Annotated in this window: 12 protein-coding genes and 2 pseudogenes; 6 read left to right on the forward strand and 8 right to left on the reverse strand. The window is 41.2% G+C overall.

Annotation, left to right across the window (positions count from 1 at the left end; all coding sequences use genetic code 11):
* Nucleotides 1-240: 240 nt before the first annotated feature.
* From V7L01_RS03375 to V7L01_RS03395, 5 genes are all read right to left on the reverse strand, one after another.
* Entirely contained in the window at nt 241-1,044 is an 804-nt protein-coding gene (locus tag V7L01_RS03375; RefSeq protein ID WP_335031908.1) for a PEP-CTERM sorting domain-containing protein, read from the reverse strand.
* A 229-nt stretch (nt 1,045-1,273) separates the two neighbouring features.
* Entirely contained in the window at nt 1,274-1,417 is a 144-nt protein-coding gene (locus V7L01_RS03380; protein ID WP_335031910.1) for a hypothetical protein, read from the reverse strand.
* Nucleotides 1,418-1,421: 4 nt separating this feature from the next.
* Entirely contained in the window at nt 1,422-1,619 is a 198-nt protein-coding gene (locus V7L01_RS03385; RefSeq protein WP_335031912.1) for a DNA-binding protein, read from the reverse strand.
* 198 nt (nt 1,620-1,817) lie between these two features.
* Nucleotides 1,818-2,450 (reverse strand): RloB family protein, encoded by a 633-nt coding sequence (locus V7L01_RS03390; protein WP_335031914.1) that lies wholly within the window; start codon nt 2,448-2,450, stop codon nt 1,818-1,820.
* Nucleotides 2,435-3,751 carry an AAA family ATPase gene (locus tag V7L01_RS03395; protein WP_335031916.1) on the reverse strand — a complete coding sequence of 439 codons (1,317 nt, stop codon included), beginning with the start codon at nt 3,749-3,751 and terminating at the stop codon, nt 2,435-2,437. The genes V7L01_RS03390 and V7L01_RS03395 overlap by 16 nt, the downstream gene beginning before the upstream one ends.
* Nucleotides 3,752-3,966: 215 nt before the next feature.
* On the opposite strand from V7L01_RS03395, the gene V7L01_RS03400 reads away from it, so the two are divergent.
* The 4 genes and pseudogenes from V7L01_RS03400 to V7L01_RS03415 form a co-directional block, all read left to right on the forward strand.
* Complete coding sequence (locus V7L01_RS03400) at nt 3,967-5,886, forward strand: GTPase family protein (RefSeq protein WP_335031918.1); 1,920 nt, start codon at nt 3,967-3,969, stop codon at nt 5,884-5,886.
* Nucleotides 5,887-6,263: 377 nt separating this feature from the next.
* Complete coding sequence (locus tag V7L01_RS03405; protein ID WP_335031920.1) at nt 6,264-7,937, forward strand: hybrid sensor histidine kinase/response regulator; 1,674 nt, start codon at nt 6,264-6,266, stop codon at nt 7,935-7,937.
* 225 nt (nt 7,938-8,162) lie between these two features.
* Nucleotides 8,163-8,435: pseudogene (locus V7L01_RS03410) on the forward strand (transposase); the annotation flags it as partial.
* Nucleotides 8,384-8,503 (forward strand): annotated as a pseudogene (locus V7L01_RS03415) (Uma2 family endonuclease); the annotation flags it as partial. The pseudogenes V7L01_RS03410 and V7L01_RS03415, both read left to right, overlap by 52 nt.
* A 74-nt stretch (nt 8,504-8,577) precedes the next feature.
* Here V7L01_RS03415 and V7L01_RS03420 read toward each other — a convergent pair.
* Entirely contained in the window at nt 8,578-9,351 is a 774-nt protein-coding gene (locus V7L01_RS03420; RefSeq protein ID WP_335031922.1) for an SDR family oxidoreductase, read from the reverse strand.
* A gap of 314 nt (nt 9,352-9,665) precedes the next feature.
* The gene (locus tag V7L01_RS03425; RefSeq protein WP_335031924.1) at nt 9,666-10,499 is read right to left on the reverse strand and encodes a nuclear transport factor 2 family protein; all 834 of its coding nucleotides are present in this window, start codon (nt 10,497-10,499) and stop codon (nt 9,666-9,668) included.
* An 84-nt stretch (nt 10,500-10,583) separates the two neighbouring features.
* Between V7L01_RS03425 and murG the strand changes: the two genes are divergently transcribed.
* Together murG and V7L01_RS03435 are read left to right on the forward strand one after the other, a co-directional pair.
* A complete protein-coding gene (murG, locus tag V7L01_RS03430; RefSeq protein WP_335031926.1) occupies nt 10,584-11,657 on the forward strand; it encodes an undecaprenyldiphospho-muramoylpentapeptide beta-N-acetylglucosaminyltransferase in 1,074 nt (357 codons plus the stop codon).
* Nucleotides 11,658-11,716: 59 nt separating this feature from the next.
* The gene (locus tag V7L01_RS03435; RefSeq protein ID WP_335031928.1) at nt 11,717-13,060 is read left to right on the forward strand and encodes a hypothetical protein; all 1,344 of its coding nucleotides are present in this window, start codon (nt 11,717-11,719) and stop codon (nt 13,058-13,060) included.
* 167 nt (nt 13,061-13,227) lie between these two features.
* Here the strand turns inward: V7L01_RS03435 and V7L01_RS03440 are convergent, their stop codons facing one another.
* Nucleotides 13,228-18,660, reverse strand: coding sequence for a trifunctional serine/threonine-protein kinase/ATP-binding protein/sensor histidine kinase (locus tag V7L01_RS03440; protein ID WP_335031930.1), 5,433 nt, complete (start codon nt 18,658-18,660; stop codon nt 13,228-13,230).
* Nucleotides 18,661-19,083 lie beyond the last annotated feature (423 nt).

Consider the following 19,083-nt stretch of genomic DNA (forward strand, 5'->3'; position numbering starts at 1 on the left):
TTCTCAAAAAAATCACAAATAGACTACTTGTCGTCGAACTCAGGTTAAATCTGACTTTTGCTGTTAACCCTCTCTACGAGACGCAAGTCGAGCTAGGAAGATGTTTAGAAAGCCTAATTTATTACTTACCTGGGTGACTAAAAATCGTGACTACACGAGACTGCAAATCCTTGATTTTGTATTAGTCCACGGAGGTGGACTTTGCTTGTGTAGTAGGCGACTTCTAGTCGCCCAATAGTTTTAAAACATCTTTTTAGGGCAGATGTCTTTTCTTCTTTTCAAAAAGATACCAAAACCAGCTACCATCAAGGTTCCGAGAAGGCTGGTGGGTTCTGGAATAGAAGTTTCATTGATAGGTACTTTGATTCTTAAATTCGCTAAGGGAACGTTAGCTAGAGTCAAGGATGTTACAGTTGGCAAACCTGGGATATCGGACTGAAAATCAAAGACTGTGGGAGTTAAACTACCATTGCGATCGCTATATCGCTGCCCATATCCACTCACTTCAAAAGTACCTTGATACACCTTTCCGGTATCTGGGTCAGTGACATTACCAGTGTAGAAGGCTTTTATGAAATTAAATTCATCCTGAACTACTCCTTGAAATGTGGTTCCTGGTAATTGTCCTTGGTATTTATAGGGTGTCAACTCACCACCAGAGAGAATCGGCGATGTCAGAACACCATTGAACGAGACAAAAGGAATACCTTTAAAGTCAACAAAATAATGCAGACTTCCATCAGAGCGTGTTTCTACCTGTAAATAGTCTGACTGGTATACAGGAACATAATTAGGATTATTATTAGTGCCTAAGTTCCGGTAATAAGTTCCAGTGTCATCCGTATCAATACGAGTAATACTGTTATTGAAATTGGGATTATTTCTGGGAAGTTCGATAGTTCCTGATAATGTGCCAGTGCTTTGAATTGTGATGAATTGAGCGGCAATTGCACTCGATCCGCTTAAACCGATGAGTGTTGCTGCTAAACAACTGCCGCCAACAATTGCACAACCTAGCTTAATCCCTGATGAACTCACTTTCATTAACAATTTGCTCCTGGAATTGCCGATAGTAAACACACCTAATCTGCTGAGATTCATTTCAAATGTTTCTCAAGCATGATTTATTATTCCCAAGCTTCTAATGAAAATTTCATCGGCAACAAAAAGCCTTATCAATCGCTATCTTTATTATTGCGAGCGCGGAGCGTATCGGAGATAATCGCCTCCCTACCCAATTTAAATTTCGTTTTATTATGAGAAAATGTTTAATTTAAATTGTTCTCAGTTTTAGCCTGAGCCACTCCGTAAATTCTTCACACCCTAAATCACCAGCCGCTAACAGCAGGACAACCCGCTCCTGTTCTTCGATCAAAGCATCAATTTCCATCCCATTTAAAACAAGAAATATTTCCAACGTATCATGCTAAACGTCGGTACAATTCGGCATTTTTCTTCAGCACATAGTTGGCTGCTTGAGCAAACTCGCTCGTCGGCTGACTGAGCCAGTCTTCTATCCTGACACGTAATAAATCTTCAAGCGAGACACCACTCTCTTGTGCTAATACTTGCAGCTTCTGAAATTGTTCGTCGGAAATGTCAATCGTGATGGAAGCCACAACCTTTACTCCTTAAATGCTAGAAAAGTATAGTATTACTGGTATTTTAGTTCTTTTCTTAAGATGCGATCGCTATCTTTAGTGTTGCTTGTATAGATGCAAAGCGATTTGTCGTCAAACATCGCTTCCCAGCATTTTAAGTTTTTATGACAAGGAATAATTAGATAAAGCTGATTAAAATAATTTAAAGTAATTTCTCTAACTATTCTTTAAACTTAATAAAATACTAATCAGTTTAGGCAAGCCACTACAGCAGGGATTTGAATGTTCAGATAATTCATTACGTTCTATCTGCTTTGCCATCTTCTCAGCACGCTGGATCGCTTGTTCAGTTAATGATTTCAATGGTTTTGGATACAAGCACATTGATTTATCGTAGTCGGGTATATGCTTGTTGAGCAAATTAACTAACCTATCACGAGTGATTTGTGCAAAATGGTCTTGAAAGTGAATTAAATACCAGAGTTCAAAACAAGGATTGGTAATTGCCAGATTAATCTTTTGGCTTGTAGCTCGATTTATTGCACTTTGCCAATTTGTCAGACTTTTTTCAATATGCTCATCTCCATCGAAAACAGCCCAAGCCTCATCTTCTTTACTCCACTGCTGGTTATCTTTTCTCTGCTGTCGTTCTTCGATGAGTCTTTCAATAATGCTACGTGGATCAGTTTTGTTTTGATGAGGCAATACAATAATATCTAAAGTTGATGAACGTAATTCATTGCGGATACTATTGAAATAAATTGGTTCTGTTTTACTTCCTTCACAAGCAATTAGGATTTTCTGAGCAATATTTCTGCTAGGTGGGCGGCGATTTAACTTTCTTGGCACTGCTCATCACCCTGTAAAATCATTTCTTCTTCAGATGGGAGAAACGGAACGGCCCCAAAACGACCATCTAAATAAGCTTTATCAATCGCCAAATCATTTCGCACATGGAAATCAGTTAGAGGATACAATTCAGTGCTTTGATCGGGGCGCTTTTGTGTAAACCAAATTTGATCGCGGCGTAACAAGTTATTTCTTTGTAACGTGTTATCATGACTTGTCAAAATCAGTTGAGCATTTCTGGGATTAGTTTTAGGATTTTGAAATATTTTGATAATAGTTTTTACAATATTAGGATGAATATTTGTGCCTAATTCATCAACAATTATCAATCCGCCTATGTTCAAAGCGGCTACTACCCGGAATGCTAAGTAAAATAAACGTTGAGTACCAAGAGACTCTTCATCGAAAAGCCACTGTATTTCGTTACCATCATTAGTATTATGTACAGCATATATATTATAGTCAACCTGAGCATCAGATTTCTTTTTTAACTCTATCCTAGACAGTCCAGTGTCAAATTTTTGTACAATATTTAATGCTTGTTTAAGTAATTCATTGAATACATAAATGTTAGCATCTTGTATAACCGTAATCGAAACATGATCGAAATCTTCACTTCCTAAGCTAATTCCGCGCCATCCAGTTGCTAACCAGTTTAGAAAGGACTCAATTATATTTACTTTTAATTTTAACAATGTACTAATAAATAGTTCATTTTCTCTAATACTATCCTGAAGTTGATTATGTGCTCCAGCAAAATCCTCACCAGTTTTCCATATAAATTTTTTGTTTATTTCATCCCATTGGCGATGAAATAAACGACGAGTTCGTTTAGTTGTGTTTAAAGCATAGTCTAAGTTTTCTGAGATAATATTATTTTTATTAATTACTAGTGAATAAGTGTAAATATTATTATCAAATAAAGCTCTCAATTCAAATTTTGTAGGTTTTTGCTCAGAGATACTATCTAATTTAAAAGAGTCTAGTTTTACATATTTCAATAATTTCTGGAATGTGACTGCTTGCTGTGTGCCATAAGCTATTATGAGCAATAAATAATCCAAAGCTTGGATAACATTACTCTTACCTGAAGCATTAGCTCCAAAAATTGCCAGAACAGGTAAAAGCTCAATGTCCCACCCTTCAACATGATATCCAGGTGCAATTTCACGATCTGACTTTACCCGTTTGCGTTTGCTGCTTTGGCTTGTCTGACGATCGCTGTGTTTTTGAGCAACCGCACTTAGGGTTACAGGTTCTTTAATTGAGCGGTAGTTTTCAACCGTAAAATCTACAAGCATAATTCAACGCCCACAAGGCAGTTTTTTGTGATTTATTCACGTAAATCTTATCTTAAAGGTAGGCAAATCTCCACTTTCAGCACAATACATCACATGAACTCGCAGCCAGTGTAAGCTGTTACTACACTTTAATACACGCATTAATCCACAACTCACCACCAAATTTAGATCGACAATAACAATATAAGAAGTCTAACCAAAGCAGGTGTAGGGCAATGGTGCGATTAAAACCGTGGCAGTGGGTCGTCTTAGCAATCCCGATCGCGTTTATCATTATTTTCTTACTGGTATCCGCCGGTTTGCAAATCCATGCGTGGGGCATTAATTGGATTTGGGGTGTATTCACCGTTTTATTCGTTGGTTGGCGTTGGCTACTGGTCAAATGGACTCAACCAGCTGTTAACCAGGTGGAAGCTGTATTAACTCAAGTCCAAGAAGAACTGGAATCCAAAGCAGAGGATACAGTAGGGCTACCAGTCGGAAGTGATATCACAAAGCAAGCAGAAGAAGCCCTTCAAGAGATTTTGCAAGCAGCACAAAGCGATCGCCCGATTTGGGAAGACTGGCAAACTTTTTGGACGCGATGCCAGAATTTAGTCGTAGCGATCGCTCATATCTACAATCCTCAAATTCAATATCCGCTACTGAACATTTACGTCCCCCAAGCTTACGGGCTGATTCGGGGAACGGTGGATGATATGGATCGGTGGATGCAAAAGTTATCCCCTGTCCTCAATCAAGTAACGGTTGGGCAAGCATACCAAGGCTACGAAGTCTACCGGAAGTTGGAACCATCGGCTCGGAAATTCTGGAAAGCTTGGAACTGGGCACAGTGGGTTTTAAATCCAGTGGCGGCGGTGGCAAAACAAGCCAGTAAGGGTTCTAGTAATCAAGCAACTCAGCAATTGTTGGGGAATTTGAGTCAGTTATTTCGAGAAGCTGCCCTGAGAAACTTATGCCGACAAGCGATCGCTCTTTACGGACGTACCACATTACCAGTTTCAGCAACTGTAGTATCCACACCAACTCCACCCAAGGTAAAAACCCAAACACTCCGAGAAATCTTAACTCAAGCTCAACCAGCCGAAGCGGTTGAGCAAAAACCCGTGAATATTCTGCTGGTGGGGCGCACGGGGTCAGGGAAAAGTAGCCTGATTAACACGCTATTTCAGGCGGATCTCGCAGCCGTTGATGTTTTACCCAGTACCGATCGCATTCAAAATTATCAATGGCAGACTCAAAGTGGGGAAACTCTAACGCTTTGGGATACACCTGGTTACGAACAAGTCAACCGTGCCGATCTGCGAAATTTGGTGCTTGATTATGCCATCAACGCAGATTTGCTGCTGTTAGTCACCCCTGCCCTCGATCCTGCTCTGCAAATGGATGTGGACTTTTTGCAAGACATCAAAGCAGAAGTTGCAGATTTACCTGCGATCGCGATCGTCACTCAAGTAGATCGTCTGCGTCCGATCCGCGAATGGCAACCGCCTTATGATTGGGAATGGGGCGATCGCTCCAAAGAAATTGCGATTCGCGAAGCCACCGAATATCGCGCCAAACAGCTAGGAAACTTCTGTAATCTAGTTCTACCTGTGGTTACAGGTGACAGCAAAACAAATCGAGTTGCTTGGGGAATGGAGGCGCTATCGTTAGGATTAGTAGATGCGATCGCACCTACCAAGCAACTCCGTCTCGCCCGCTTTTTGCGTAACCTAGAAGCCCGCACTATCGCCGCTGCCAAAATCATCGACCATTACACCTTCCAAATGGCGACAACACAAGGACTAACGTCATTGCTCAAAAGTCCCGTCCTCCAGTTTGTTTCTACGCTCTCAACCGGTTCTCCAGCCCTAGCCTATATGCTGGCCGAGCAAATTCCCGTGGAACAGTTGCCGATTGTGATTGGGAAACTCCAAATGGGATATGAGCTTTTCTCGCTCTTGAATACAGCCAACCCTAACCCGGTCAACTTTGAATTGCTATCCCTCTGGCCGCTACTGCTGGAAAACTCCGCTTCACCAGATCGCAACGCCTGGGCATTTGGTCACGCCCTAGTGGAGTACTGGACTCAGAATCTAACGGTTGAACAACTCCGGCAGCGATTTGAGTATTATCTGTCGATTGCCAAATAATTGTCTGCATTGAGGAATTAAGGGAACTCCAAAAAATAAATTATCCAATTTTTGGAATCAAAACGACTTTTCCCCTCCCTGCCCTAAAAGTGAGGAATATTTTTTATTTGGAAGTTTCTAATGTCTATAAGCAATATCTACAACGGACTACGCCTATGCATCTTCCACTCTCACAATTTAAATTATTTTTTACAGTATATTCACGAGTAATTAATTGGGGAAAAGGAATGTATTTATACTAATTCTATAAAAAAAAGCGTTAGCGGGTCGTAATCTTAACATCGAAGTTAAGATTACGATTAAGAGTAGGTGTCTGCTGAAACCTACCCGCTTTACAAGAGTTTTGACACAGACATCCCTTTTGTTCGGAGTTATTTATGAAAAATATATTAGACATCTCCATCTCTCAAGAACAGAATTCAGGTCAGAGCTATAACATTTCGTCTTACAATCGGCTGCTTGCGGTTGTGAAAGATTTGGCTTGTGTGCGGACTATTGAGGAAATTATTGAAATTGTGCGTTTGGCGGCTCGCGATCTCACGAATGCTGATGGAGTAACTTTTGTACTGCGGGATGGTGAATGTTGCCACTATGTCGATGAGAACGCCATCGGGCCACTTTGGAAAGGTATGCGTTTTCCGCTCAAGTCTTGTATCTCCGGTTGGGCAATGCTCAATAAACAAGCAGCCGTGATTGAGGACATTTACCAGGATGCTCGAATTCCACTTGAAGCCTATAAAGTGACTTTTGTCAAGAGTTTAGTGATGGTTCCCATACGAGTTTCCGATCCACTGGGTGCGATCGGAGCCTACTGGAGTACACAACACCGCGCCACGCCCGAAGAAATCGGACTGCTTGAGATTTTGACCGATACTACGGCAGTTGCGATCGCCAACGTTCAACTTTTCCAGAAACTGACGAACCAAAACGCCCTTAAAGACAAATTTATTGCGATGCTAGCTCACGAGTTGAGGAATCCCGTTGCCCCCATCTCGAATGGGGTTCAGCTTCTCAAGTTGAAGCTAGGCGAGACTGGCGCAGTTGGACAAACAGTTTTAATGATGCAACACCAGATTAAGCACCTCTCGAAATTGATCGATGAGTTGCTTGACGTATCGTCCATCACATACGGGAAGATTTCATTAAATCTTGAGAAGCTTAATCTGGTGGAATTAGTTCGTCAAAGTCTCAATGACCATGCACAAGCAATAAAGAGATCGAACCTTAACGTAGTGCAAGACTTACCAAACAAGCCTCTGTGGGCTTATGTTGACCCGACGCGGTTCTTCCAAGTCTTTGGGAACCTTCTTGATAACGCCTTAAAGTTTTCCAAGCCAGATGGAACGATCTGGGTGGATCTTTCATTTATTCCAGGTGAAAATGGCTCAGGCAGTGTAGCAGTATTATCTGTCAGAGACTCAGGTATAGGGATAGAGCCGACAATCTTACCAGAACTATTCGAGCCGTTTACCCAAGCCGATCGCAGTTTAGACCGTTCCAGGGGTGGGCTAGGTTTGGGACTTTCGGTAGTAAAAAGTCTTGTGGAACTTCATGGTGGTAATGTTGAAGCCTCAAGTAGAGGGATTAATTTGGGAGCAGAATTCAAAGTCACTTTCCCTGTATGCGAAGAGATTACAGCTTGGCATAACGACCCGGAGATTATAGAAGCAGCTAAAAAATCGTTGAAGATTTTAGTCATCGAAGATAACGACGATTCAGCCATAACATTAAAAGCAGTGCTTGAGCACTTTGGGCATGAAGTTTCCATTGCCAATAATGGAATTTCAGGGGTAGAAGCTGCAAGGAAGCTTGAGCCTCAAGTGATTATTTGTGACATCGGACTTCCCGAAATGGATGGATTCGCCGTTGCACAGGAACTGAGTAAAGACTCCAAGTTTACTCGCTCAATTTTGATTGCACTCACCGGCTACGGTGGCCAGGAGGATAAGGAGCTTGCGCTTCAGGCTGGTTTTAAATGCCACTTGACCAAGCCTGTAGACTTTGAAATACTTACGGCAGAAATCGATCGATACTTTCTCATAAGCGCGTAAACATAGCCCGTCGTAGACATCGCTTTTATCCCATTAAATCAACTGTTGCAGGCTCACCCGGATAAAAGCGATCGCTCTTAACGCATATAACTAAATATTTTTGGCTAATTACTAACAGCAAATGTCTCTAAGCCTTCTTTTATCGTAGATACTAGCTAATTTACTATGATTACATTTATGCCCTACAACCTAACTACACAAAAAGTTTGATTATTTTCGGAGATGACACTCGAACCGGGACAGGTTGTGGTAATGGATAATGCCACATTCCACAAAGGTGGTCGGATTCAACAACTGCTCCAGGATGCGGGATGTGAACTGCTGTACCTACCACCTTATTCTCCAGACCTTAACAAGATTGAAAAATGCTGGTCTTGGTTAAAAAGTCGAATCCGCAAAAAACTGGAGCAGTTTGATTGTTTACGAGATGCGATTGAGGATGTCTTACATTCTGTCAACTTCTTGAAGACACATATACTCAACAACAATATCGGCTAAACCAATCAATTAACTCACCACTTTTACCTCGTCTCCAACTTCGCCTAAATGATATCCTTCCTCTTTAAATGTTGCACAGTGAGATGTTAACCAAACAGCAAATTCTTTCTGAATTATTTATCCTTTAGTAAATGGGTTCTTTTTATGTTCGTCGATTAACTAAAGTAGCGCTAGCTTGGTCAACAGGCATCAGCACAACTTCATTAATATTGACATGGGGCGATCGCGTCGCGCAGAAAAATATCACATCAGCCACATCATCTGCTGTCAGGGGCTTAACTCCCTGGTAAACTTTGTTGGCGCGTTCAGTATCTCCGTGAAAGCGCACCTCGCTAAATTCTGTTTCTACCATACCAGGGTCAACGGAAGTTACACGTACCCGCGTTCCCAACAGGTCTTGTTTTAAACCTTCAGAAATTGCTCTCACAGCAGCTTTGGTAGCACAGTAGACATTACCACCGGGATAGGTTTGATGTCCGGCAATAGAACCTAAATTTACCACATGACCGCGATCGCGACTTACCATTCCGGGAACGACATAGCGGGACACGTAAAGTAAACCCTTAACGTTGGTATCAATCATGTCTTCCCAGTCTTGAAAGCTGCCTTCGTGCAACTTGTCTAAACCACGACTTAAACCAGCATTGTTAATAAGAATATCGATGTCAGACCAGGCAGAGGGTAGAGTAGAAATGGCAGATTCAACAGCATTGCGATCGCGCACATCTAGCTGTAACAAATGAGTTTCAATGCTAAATTCTTTATTGAGAGAATCTGCTAACTGCTGCAAACGTTCTAAGCGTCGTGCCGCCAAGATCAGTTTTGCACCCGCACCAGCGAAAATTCTCGCACAAGCAGTACCAATACCACTACTTGCACCAGTGATCAAAATGATTTGATTTTGTAGGGAAGTCATTATGATTGTTAGGAGTGAGGAGTTAATAGTTATGAATTATGAAATAGTAGAGTTCCACAGTTCATAATTTATCATCAGTCGTCTATAACTCCTAACTCCTGTACGATTAATCTGACTTTTCACGGTATCTGGAAAACCTCACTTCTAATTTCTCTCTCGTAAAAGGAGAGAGACTTTGAATTTTCCCCCTTCCCGCTACGTGTTGGGGGTTAGGGGGTTAGGTTTTTCATGCGCTTTTCCACATAACATGAAAAGTCAGACGATTAATCGCATCTCCTAACTTTTGTACAGACGCGATTAATCGCGTCTCCTAACTACTTCACCACTTGAAGGCGCTGAGTTATCATCGTCATCCCATTACCCCGGAGGATGACAGCAGAAACCCATTGGCTACCAGGGGTAGATGGCGCTTGTGCCGTTTTAAACAGTCCGCCAGATGTGAGTAATTCCAAATCCACGGGTGTGGGGTTGAGAAATTTATCTGCTTGGATAGATTCTTCTAGCGCCGTTCCTAGTAGAAAATCATCACCAAGTGGCTCTTGGACGATCGCATCAAAATTATACTTCTGACCAACTTTTACCTGCTGCGGTAATTTAATATCAATTTGCGGCGGCTTGCTGCCAGAGGTAAGTAGGGTGCGTTCTGACAAAATGTCTTGGCGGACGATTTTTCCGCCTGCAATGCGCTGACGCGATTTAATCGTGGCATTGAGAGTCGAATTATTACTGTTACTGGAGGGTAAACCAGTTATCTTCGTTTCTGTTTCAGCAATAATCGCATTGCCTTCAGGTTTTGAAGATAGCAGTTTTGTGCTGTATTGTAATTTGGGATATCGCTGCCAAAGTGAAACCAAAGACCTTTCCAGAGTTTGGAGGTTTAATCCATCCCCATGAGTGAAATTGGGGCTATAGAATTGCAACACTCCTTTGATATCGCCCCGACTGGCGGCGGCGTCAACTTGTGTCAACAGGTTTCTCAGTTCGGCTGGTGCATTTTGGGGTGTACCAGCTTGGACTAATTGCTGTGGTGTCGTCGCTTGAGTGCGTTGCCAACCAGTTGTTAAACCAATGGTTAGCAGGAAGGAAATCAACCCGATGCTGGGAAATCTAAGTTGGCGTCTCACTAAGGCGGGAAAAATGTTAGTCATTGGTAAGAATTTACTGATTTGATTAGAGAAAGTAAGCAAATTGTTTTATCTTAGTTAAGCTAGACGCTAAACGGTAGAGGTTTGATGGCAAACGCACCGATACGATTATTAATAGCTGCCAGTGGGACTGGTGGACACTTGTTTCCGGCGATCGCGCTGGCAGAAAAACTTCCAGATTATCAAATAGAATGGCTGGGAGTACCCAATCGGCTAGAAACTCAACTTGTCCCCAAACAGTATCCTTTGAATACTATTGCAGTTGAAGGGTTTCAGCAAGGGTTTGGAATTTCCTCGGTTCGCACCTTGGGTAAACTCGCCCTTTCGATTCTGGAAGTTAGACGAATTCTGAAACAGGGAAATTTTCAAGGGGTGTTTACCACAGGGGGTTATATTGCTGGCCCAGCCGTGATTGCGGCGCGTTCCCTCGGTTTACCCGTGGTTTTCCACGAATCTAACGCCTTACCAGGGAAAGTAACTCGCTTTTTTGGCCCTTGGTGTAGTGCGGTAGCCTTGGGATTTGAAGTAGCTGCTAAGTATTTACCCCGTGCCAATAATGTCTATGTTGGCACTCCTGTGCGAGCGCAATTTCTCGATGGGGCAATTGATGCACCGCTAGATTTAGCGATTCCTGATGGTGTTCCCTTAATTGTCGTCTTTGGTGGTAGCCAGGGTGCAGTTGCGGTTAATAAGTTGGTGCGCGAATCTGCAAACGCCTGGTTTGATGCTGGTGCCTATGTAGTACACTTAACTGGCGATCGCGACGAGGAAGCAGATAGTCTCAAACATCCACAGTACATAGCCTTACCTTTTTACAACAATATGGCAGCATTGTTGCAACGAGCAACTCTTGCCATTAGTCGTTCTGGGGCGGGTAGCTTGACAGAATTAGCAGTGTGTGGAAAGCCAGCGATTTTGATTCCTTACCCTTTTGCCGCAGAAGACCATCAATCTTACAATGCAGACGTATTTACTTCATCTGGTGCGGCGTTAACGTTGAAGCAAGCGGAGTTGACGACAGAAGTATTGCAAAGTAGTGTGTTAAATTTGTTGCAGTCACCCCAAGAGTTAGCAAAAATGGGGGAAAAAGCAAAAGCGATCGCAGTTCCCGATAGTGCCGAAAAGTTGGCGCAATTACTGCGTGAGGTGATAGAAACTTAAAAAATTCAAATTTCAAAATTCAAGATAGTAAGAGAAAATAGGGATTTATTCTCCAGGTTATGAACATCTTATTTAACCAAAAATTTCGTTTGACAGTAGGTTGTGTTGGTTTATTACTTGTTAGTTTAGCCAGTAGCTGTTTATATACTCAGTCAAAAGCTAAACAGCTAGCTCAACAAGATCGGTCATTTACTCAGCAAGAAAATCTTGCCCCACTTCAATCACAGATTTCCCTTACCTCAAATCAAGCTGCTCGTACAGCCACCTCAAAATTTCAAAATCCTTTTGCCGCTCAACAAATATCTGATGAGATTATAGGCAAGCAAAACGCTTTTTCTGATCGGCAAAATTTGATATCAGCATCTGCACCATATCCAGTTGTCGATGAGTTCAAAAAATATAAATTTAGCATTAATGGTAGCCAAGTTGTTACTCCTGGAAAACTACCAAGTAGTAAGGTTAATTTCAATCAAGGAGATTTATTAACTGTTCTCGTTAATACTAGAAAATATTTTCAAGATTACGCTTCACAAGACCCAGATATTCTCCGTACAGGAATGCTTGCTACTCAAGGAGTTACTATTCCAGATGTCCTTAAGACTTTGGATTTCATGATTGCTGTCTTAAAGGAGGATATTGCTAATAATCGGGCTACTCGTTTACAAGACCCTAAATTTATCAATGCCAATTTTAGAGTCATTAAATGGTCTGCCTACAACCCAAATAATAAACAGCAAAAACAATTACGAATTACCAAATATGCTGTTTTTACTCACCCCGGTTCTCGCAAGAAAACCTCTACTTTTAATACACCGATTTATAGCTTAAAAGATAACTCTAATAACGATAAATTCTACACTAGATACACAAAACAGGACGTTTTGTCGGGTATTTATGAGCCAGGTGGTAGAGAATTTGGAAAAGTTACAAGTCTCGCTTATCTAACCAGAAATGGCTTAGAAGAAGCAATTATGGAAGGAACAATCCTGATTAATTTTCCAGATGGTTATAAGGCATTCTTTAATGTAGATAGAAATAATGGAATGGCTTATATTCGCGGATTGAAGGCAACAGCACAAAAGCGCTATTGGTATTTTCGAGAAGTTGATGCTATTAAAGGCTATGGATACAAAATAGATGCAAAAATTTCTATCAAACCCGGAGTCACTTTTGCTGGAGATGTTTTGAATATTGGTTTAGGTAAAGTAGTTGTGATCGAGCATACTACAGGTGGTCGCAAACATTTACAAATGGGAGTCATTGCCGATACAGGCGGAGCATTTTTACCCAATCTTTATCAACTCGATTTTTTGGCAGGTATTTTTAAGAATAAAAAAGATTTTGGGCAGCATATCACGCAATTGCCTGAGTATGCCACCGCATATTTTTTAGTAAAGAACTAAAATTAATTAAAAATTATGGCGTTGCATATTTGCGGGATGATTTTGCTAGTTTTGTGGGATGGGCATCTTGCCCGTCCCTTGTATTTCAGGGCGCTCGTGTCGCCCACCCTACAAGAATCATCCCTTGATTCAGCAACGCCAAAATTATTATTCTTTTTAATTTTTAATTAAAACTCAAGGGGAATAGAAACAATAAATTCAGCCCCTTGTCCTAAAACGGATAGACATTTCAACTGTCCTCGATGCTTATTAGTCACAATCTGGTAACTAATAGATAGCCCTAAACCAGTGCCTTTACCAACAGCTTTGGTAGTAAAAAAGGGCGTGAAGAGTTGCCGCCGCACATTTTCGGCGATACCAGAACCGTTGTCAGCAATGCGAATGACGGCGAAATCGCCTTCAACAGTAGTACGAATTTTAATCATACTTGGTTGACGTGCGATATCGGCATAAGTCCGATGTTCGTTAAATTCCTCTAAAGAGTCGATGGCATTTGCGATCAGGTTCATAAATACCTGATTCAGTTGGCCAGGGTAGCACTCTACAGGTGGCAGGTTGCCGTACTCCTGTATTACCTGAATTCCCGGAGAGTCTGGTTGGGGTTTGAGCCGATTTTGCAAAATCATTAGGGTACTATCAATGCCCTCATGAATATTAACGGCTTTAACTTCAGCTTCGTCTAGGCGGGAAAAGTTTCGTAAAGATAATACAATTTGGCGAATGCGATCGGTTCCTACTTTCATTGAAGCCAACAGCTTAGGTAAGTCTTCCATCAAAAAATCTAAGTCAACTGCATCTATTTCATCCCGAACTTTAGGTGGTAAATTCTGGTTTTGCTGCTGATAAAGTTGTACTACACTCATCAAGTCTTTGACATAATCATTTACGTAAGTCAGGTTGCCGTAGATAAAGCTAACTGGGTTATTGATTTCGTGAGCAACGCCTGCCACCAACTGCCCCAGGCTAGACATTTTTTCGCTTTGTACCATCTGGGACTGGGTGAGCTTCAATTCATCAAGGGTGTGCTCTAGCTGCTTTGCTTTCTCACGCGCTTGTGTTTCCGAAATTTCTAACTCCTGGGAGTATATGTGCAAATTTGTGTAGAGCCGAGCATTTTCTATTGAGATGGAAACTTGCGAAGTCAATAAGTTGAGTACCTCTAATCGCTCTGGGGTAAAGGCTCCAGTGGTGAGGTTATTTTCCAGGTAAAGAACTCCAGTTAGCTTACCCTGATGAGCAAAAGGCAAACACAAAACTGATTTAGGTTGATTGGCAATAATATAGTTGTCACTCAGAAAAAGCTCTGTGTGGCTAGCATCGTCTAAAACCAAATTTTCTTTTGTTCTTTCAACATAGTTAATCAGTAAAACTGGCAATTTAGGCTTTACTTGCACCAGACTGGACGATCGCACTGTCAGTCGATCTCCCTCAATCCTTCCTTCAGCTTCAATCACCCACTGGTTATCCTGTTTGACAAGTAGATAACCCATTTGGGCCCCAGCATTCTCGATCGCAATTGTCATCATCTTCTCTAGCAAGCGATTTAGCTCCATTTCGCTTGAGAGTGCCTGCGATGCTTTAATCGCCGTGCTGATATCTAGAGTTTGGGTTTTAGCTTCAGAAATATCCTGAATCTGGTTTGTAGCCGTACCCCACCCAGCTACTTCCCCGGCTGTATCTCTAAAAAATTGGGAATATTGTTCTTCCAGTTGCCGGACTTTACCCGTAGCTTCCCACTTTAAATAGCAATAGTGGGCTTCTTTAAAATAAACTTTGGCAAAGTTTTTCCTATCTTTGGCCAAGTAAAATCGAAATGCGAGTTCATTTGCCAAGGCTTCATTTTGTAAATAACCGTTTTCGGCAGCAGAAGCGATCGCCTTATCGTACAGATCCATTGCCTGATAATCTTGTTGGTGAATCCGAGCCACTTCAGCTTGAATCAGCAGTAACTTGTGTTGATAATTGGTTGGGCTGTGCATTGCCCATTGCTGGAATTTTTCTAAGTTGGCATTTAGTTTATGCAGATAAATGGCTTGAGTTTCCGTATCTGCCTCAGCGTAAGCCCCAGCCAAGGCAATACTTTGGTGAAAATAGAAAACAGGATTAATAAAAATCCCCCGCGCTCCTCCTACATATTTTTCTGCATTCTCTGCATACTCAACAGCTTTGGTATACTCTCCATACCAGTTACAGAGCGCAAGTTTATAGATGTAAACTACAAATGCACTCAACATATCCGAAGATGCCACCGCAAACTCTAGCACTTGCTGTTCATCTGCCCAAGTTCCAACAAGCCGATCGATCTTGTCTGTTGGCTTAGTCAGGTTAGCGATCGCTTCCATCGCCAGCAGATGGTAGTTCAACATATTTTTGTCGATCTTGCGGAGGGTAGGAATAAAATCTTCGGCTACTTCTGCGGTTTTTTCCAAAGATTCATTCCCAAATAAGCATTGCCATAAAAAATTAACTGAACAATAACCAGACCATTGATAAGAGCCTGTTTCTAAACCGCTATTAAATCCCTTTAATAAATAAGGTTTACTCTGGCTAATATGAACTTTGTAATGACAGATTAAACCTCCCCACATATTCAAAATATTTGCTTCTAATTCCTTCGTTTTTAAAATCTCATGTAAACGCAGAGATAGCTCGCCAAACTCATAACCTGAATCTACCTCACCATATTGAAATACTAAGTTGAAGGAATACAGCATGTAACCAAATACCGAAATTCGGGAGTTGCCATACTGAACTGAAAGTTGAGTGATGTTCATAGATGTGATGTGCAACGCTTTAGATCCTAAAAAGTAGGCAATGGGCCAGACTTCTTTTAAGATGCGTTGAGCCATTAGCTTCTCTTCGTCTTGCATTTGTGGTAACTCTGCGAGACTAAAAGTTGAGCGATCGCCAATAATTTTTTTGGTATGATTAAGTTTTTCTAACAAATATGCATCATCGGGATAAGCTGTAAACTCGAAGCCTAAAAGCTCTAAGGTATTTAGCCCAATTTTATATGCAGAGTTTAAATCATTTTTCATCCGATGACACATAATTCGATATTCATTCACTCGACACATATCAAGAGAAGTTTTAACCTGGCTGAAAGTCTGCTCAAAAATCAGCAAAGCTTGCTCATATTTCCCATTTAAAAATTCTGCTTCTCCAACTTGTAAATATAAATTTAATGTGAGCAAATATTTATCTTGCCAGCTATTTTCATGAAGATAGACCATTCCTGTTTTCAGCAATTTCAGAGCAGTTACAAAGGCTGATGATGATTTTGCTCGCTGACCTGCTTTCAGATTTAATTCTGCTAGTTCGTATCTTTCTGTTTGTTCAACAATCAATGATTCACCAGCATTTAGATGGTTAAGAATATCAAAAATATGTTCTTCTAATTGAGCTTTTTCAGTATTATGTAATAGTAATTTTCCCACCTTTAGGTGTACTTGTTGTTGCTGGTCGGTTGGAATTAAAGAATAGGCAGCTTGCTGAACGCGATCGTGCAAAAACTTATAGTCAACTTGTACCGCAGTATCGCAATATGTTGCCAATTCAGACTGATTCAACAACTGAGGAATTTTGTAAGTATCGCTTAAAGGAAGAATTAATCCCGCCCGCAAAGCTGACCATAAATCAACTGCTGTTGCTGATGGAGATTTTTCGTTGACTACAGCTAGAATTTCTAAATTAAAACGGTTGCCAACACAAGCAGCTAATTGTAAAACTTGCTGCGTCGGTTCTGACAGCCTTTGAATTTTTTTCACCATTAAATCGACTACATTATCGGTAATGGCTTGTTCTTGAATTTTGTTGAGATCCCAATCCCATAAACCCAAACGATAATCAAACGTTAAGAGATTATCTTGATGCAGTACTTTTAGTAACTGAGTCAAGAAAAAGGGATTACCTTGGGTTTTTAGAAACACCAAATCGGCTAAAGGTTCTGCCTGAGATAATTTGCAATTGAACGTGTCAGTAACCAATTGAGTAATATGAGGTGTTGCTAATGGCTTCAAAAGCAATTCTTCAACAGTTGCCCCAGATGCTCGAATTGTCTCTAGCATTAGCATCAACGGATGGGTGGGACTAACTTCGTTATCTCGGTAAGCCCCAATCAGCAATAGATACTGACTTTCTGGGTCAGTCATCAAATTCTCGACTAGCTTTATAGAGGCAGCATCTGCCCATTGGAGGTCATCTAAAAACAGTACTAAGGGATGAGCGGCGGCAGTAAAGGCATGGATAAATTTCTTAAACACCCGATTAAAACGGTTTTGAGATTCAGCAACCCCCAACTGCGGTACAGGCGCTTGCTCCCCAATAATCAGTTCTACTTCCGGGATGACATCAATAATAACTTGACCATTAACTCCCAATGCTTGTAGTAATTTAGTTTTCCAAACCTCAACTCTGGCTTGGCTTTCAGCTAACAGTTGTCGCATCAATTCTCGAAATGCTTGAATCAAAGAAGCATAAGGAATATCTCGCTTGAGTTGGTCAAATTTGCCACCGATGAAGTAACCTCGTTGCCGGACAATCGGTTTGTGAACTTCGTTAACTAGTGAAGATTTGCCGATACCTGAGTATCCTCCTACCAACACAACTTCGCTCGAACCAAGGCTAACTTTTTCAAAGGCAGCCATTAAAGCCGCCACTTCTACTTCCCGACCGTAAAGTTTTTGAGCTATTTGAAATTGATGCGAAAAATCTTGCTGACCTAAGTTAAAAAGTTCAATGCTGCCTTTTGCTTGTAGTTGTATCGCTGCTTGCTCTAGGTCAGCCTTTAAGCCGTAAGCGCCCTGGTAACGGTCTTCAGCAGTTTTGCTCAGTAGCTTCATGGCGATCGCAGATATTGCCAGTGGTACATTAGGATTAATCTCATGAGGAGCTATTGGAATTTTCGCAATGTGACAATGCACCAACTCCATTGGGTCTTGGGCATTCTGGAAGGGGAGCCGACCTGTCAGCATTTCGTAGAAAATGACACCTAATGAGTAAAAATCTGTACGATAATCTAAAGTTCGGTTGATGCGTCCAGTTTGCTCTGGTGACATATAAGCCAGCGTTCCTTCTAGGAGATTGAGGCTACTCATTTCTGGGCTTTCTTTTGACAGCAGCGAAGCGATGCTGAAGTCAATCAATTTTATTTTCTCGGTATCGGGGTTATAAAGAATGTTTTCGGGTTTAAGATCCTTATGGATAATGTGGTGGGTATGTAACTCTCCCAAAGTTTCAGTAATTTGACCGGCGATGTTGAGAAATTTTGTAAGTTTAAAGCCTGTATTAGATATCTGAACTTTTAAAGATTCTCCACCAAAGTCTTCTAAAACCATTGCTAGACCATTACTGTAACCGTTGTCGTAACTGATTAATTCATAAGCTCTGATTACACCTGCAACGTTCAAGTTTTGGATAATTTCGTATTCGTGCTTGAGTTGAGCAATTTCTTTGATAGTAGGATATTCTGCTTTGAGCAGTTTGATGACAACTGAGTGTTCCTTAGCCTTGGAGTATGCTCGATAAATTACTGTGGCAGTAGCTTCATAAATTAAACTTGTAATACTATAGTCAGGGATGCGAGCAATTAATTTAAACATTAATACTTGCCTGAATGCTGTTTTTTAATAGATTTTGGTAGTTCTTATCATAATTCCCAAAATTTAAGTCAAGTTAACTCTTCAAATCCTAGTTAAGGAAAGATTAGCCTCGCTAATCTTTCCCACGACACAATGACTCTAAACTTATTCATGCAGCGCGTGTAGATCGTTTGTCTACCTAATAATCGTAATAGTCTAAGAGGTTGTTTGAAAAGTCTAATTTATTACAGCCCTGGCGACTGGAAGTCGCGGCTACACAGACGAAACCCACCTGCGTGGGTTTGAAAACCTTAATTTTGTATTAGTCCACGGAGGTGGACTTAGCCTGTGTAGTAGCGAATTATATTCGCCGAAAACTTTTCAAACATCCTCTAAGTCTAGTTGTGCCGAATAACTGGCGAATTCGCTTACTTGCGTCAGTTC

Origin of the sequence: Nostoc sp. (assembly GCF_036917095.1) — a bacterium.
In the GTDB taxonomy this organism is placed as follows: Bacteria; Cyanobacteriota; Cyanobacteriia; order Cyanobacteriales; family Nostocaceae; genus Nostoc.

What these genes read in the sequence shown, in the direction of transcription:
- V7L01_RS03375 (WP_335031908.1), bottom strand. Translation starts at nt 1,044, where the DNA reads ATGAAAGTGAGTTCATCAGGGATTAAGCTAGGTTGTGCAATTGTTGGC.
- V7L01_RS03395 (WP_335031916.1), bottom strand. Translation starts at nt 3,751, where the DNA reads ATGCTTGTAGATTTTACGGTTGAAAACTACCGCTCAATTAAAGAACCT.
- V7L01_RS03400 (WP_335031918.1), top strand. Translation starts at nt 3,967, where the DNA reads ATGGTGCGATTAAAACCGTGGCAGTGGGTCGTCTTAGCAATCCCGATC.
- V7L01_RS03405 (WP_335031920.1), top strand. Translation starts at nt 6,264, where the DNA reads ATGAAAAATATATTAGACATCTCCATCTCTCAAGAACAGAATTCAGGT.
- V7L01_RS03420 (WP_335031922.1), bottom strand. Translation starts at nt 9,351, where the DNA reads ATGACTTCCCTACAAAATCAAATCATTTTGATCACTGGTGCAAGTAGT.
- V7L01_RS03425 (WP_335031924.1), bottom strand. Translation starts at nt 10,499, where the DNA reads ATGACTAACATTTTTCCCGCCTTAGTGAGACGCCAACTTAGATTTCCC.
- murG (WP_335031926.1), top strand. Translation starts at nt 10,584, where the DNA reads ATGGCAAACGCACCGATACGATTATTAATAGCTGCCAGTGGGACTGGT.
- V7L01_RS03435 (WP_335031928.1), top strand. Translation starts at nt 11,717, where the DNA reads ATGAACATCTTATTTAACCAAAAATTTCGTTTGACAGTAGGTTGTGTT.
- V7L01_RS03440 (WP_335031930.1), bottom strand. Translation starts at nt 18,660, where the DNA reads ATGTTTAAATTAATTGCTCGCATCCCTGACTATAGTATTACAAGTTTA.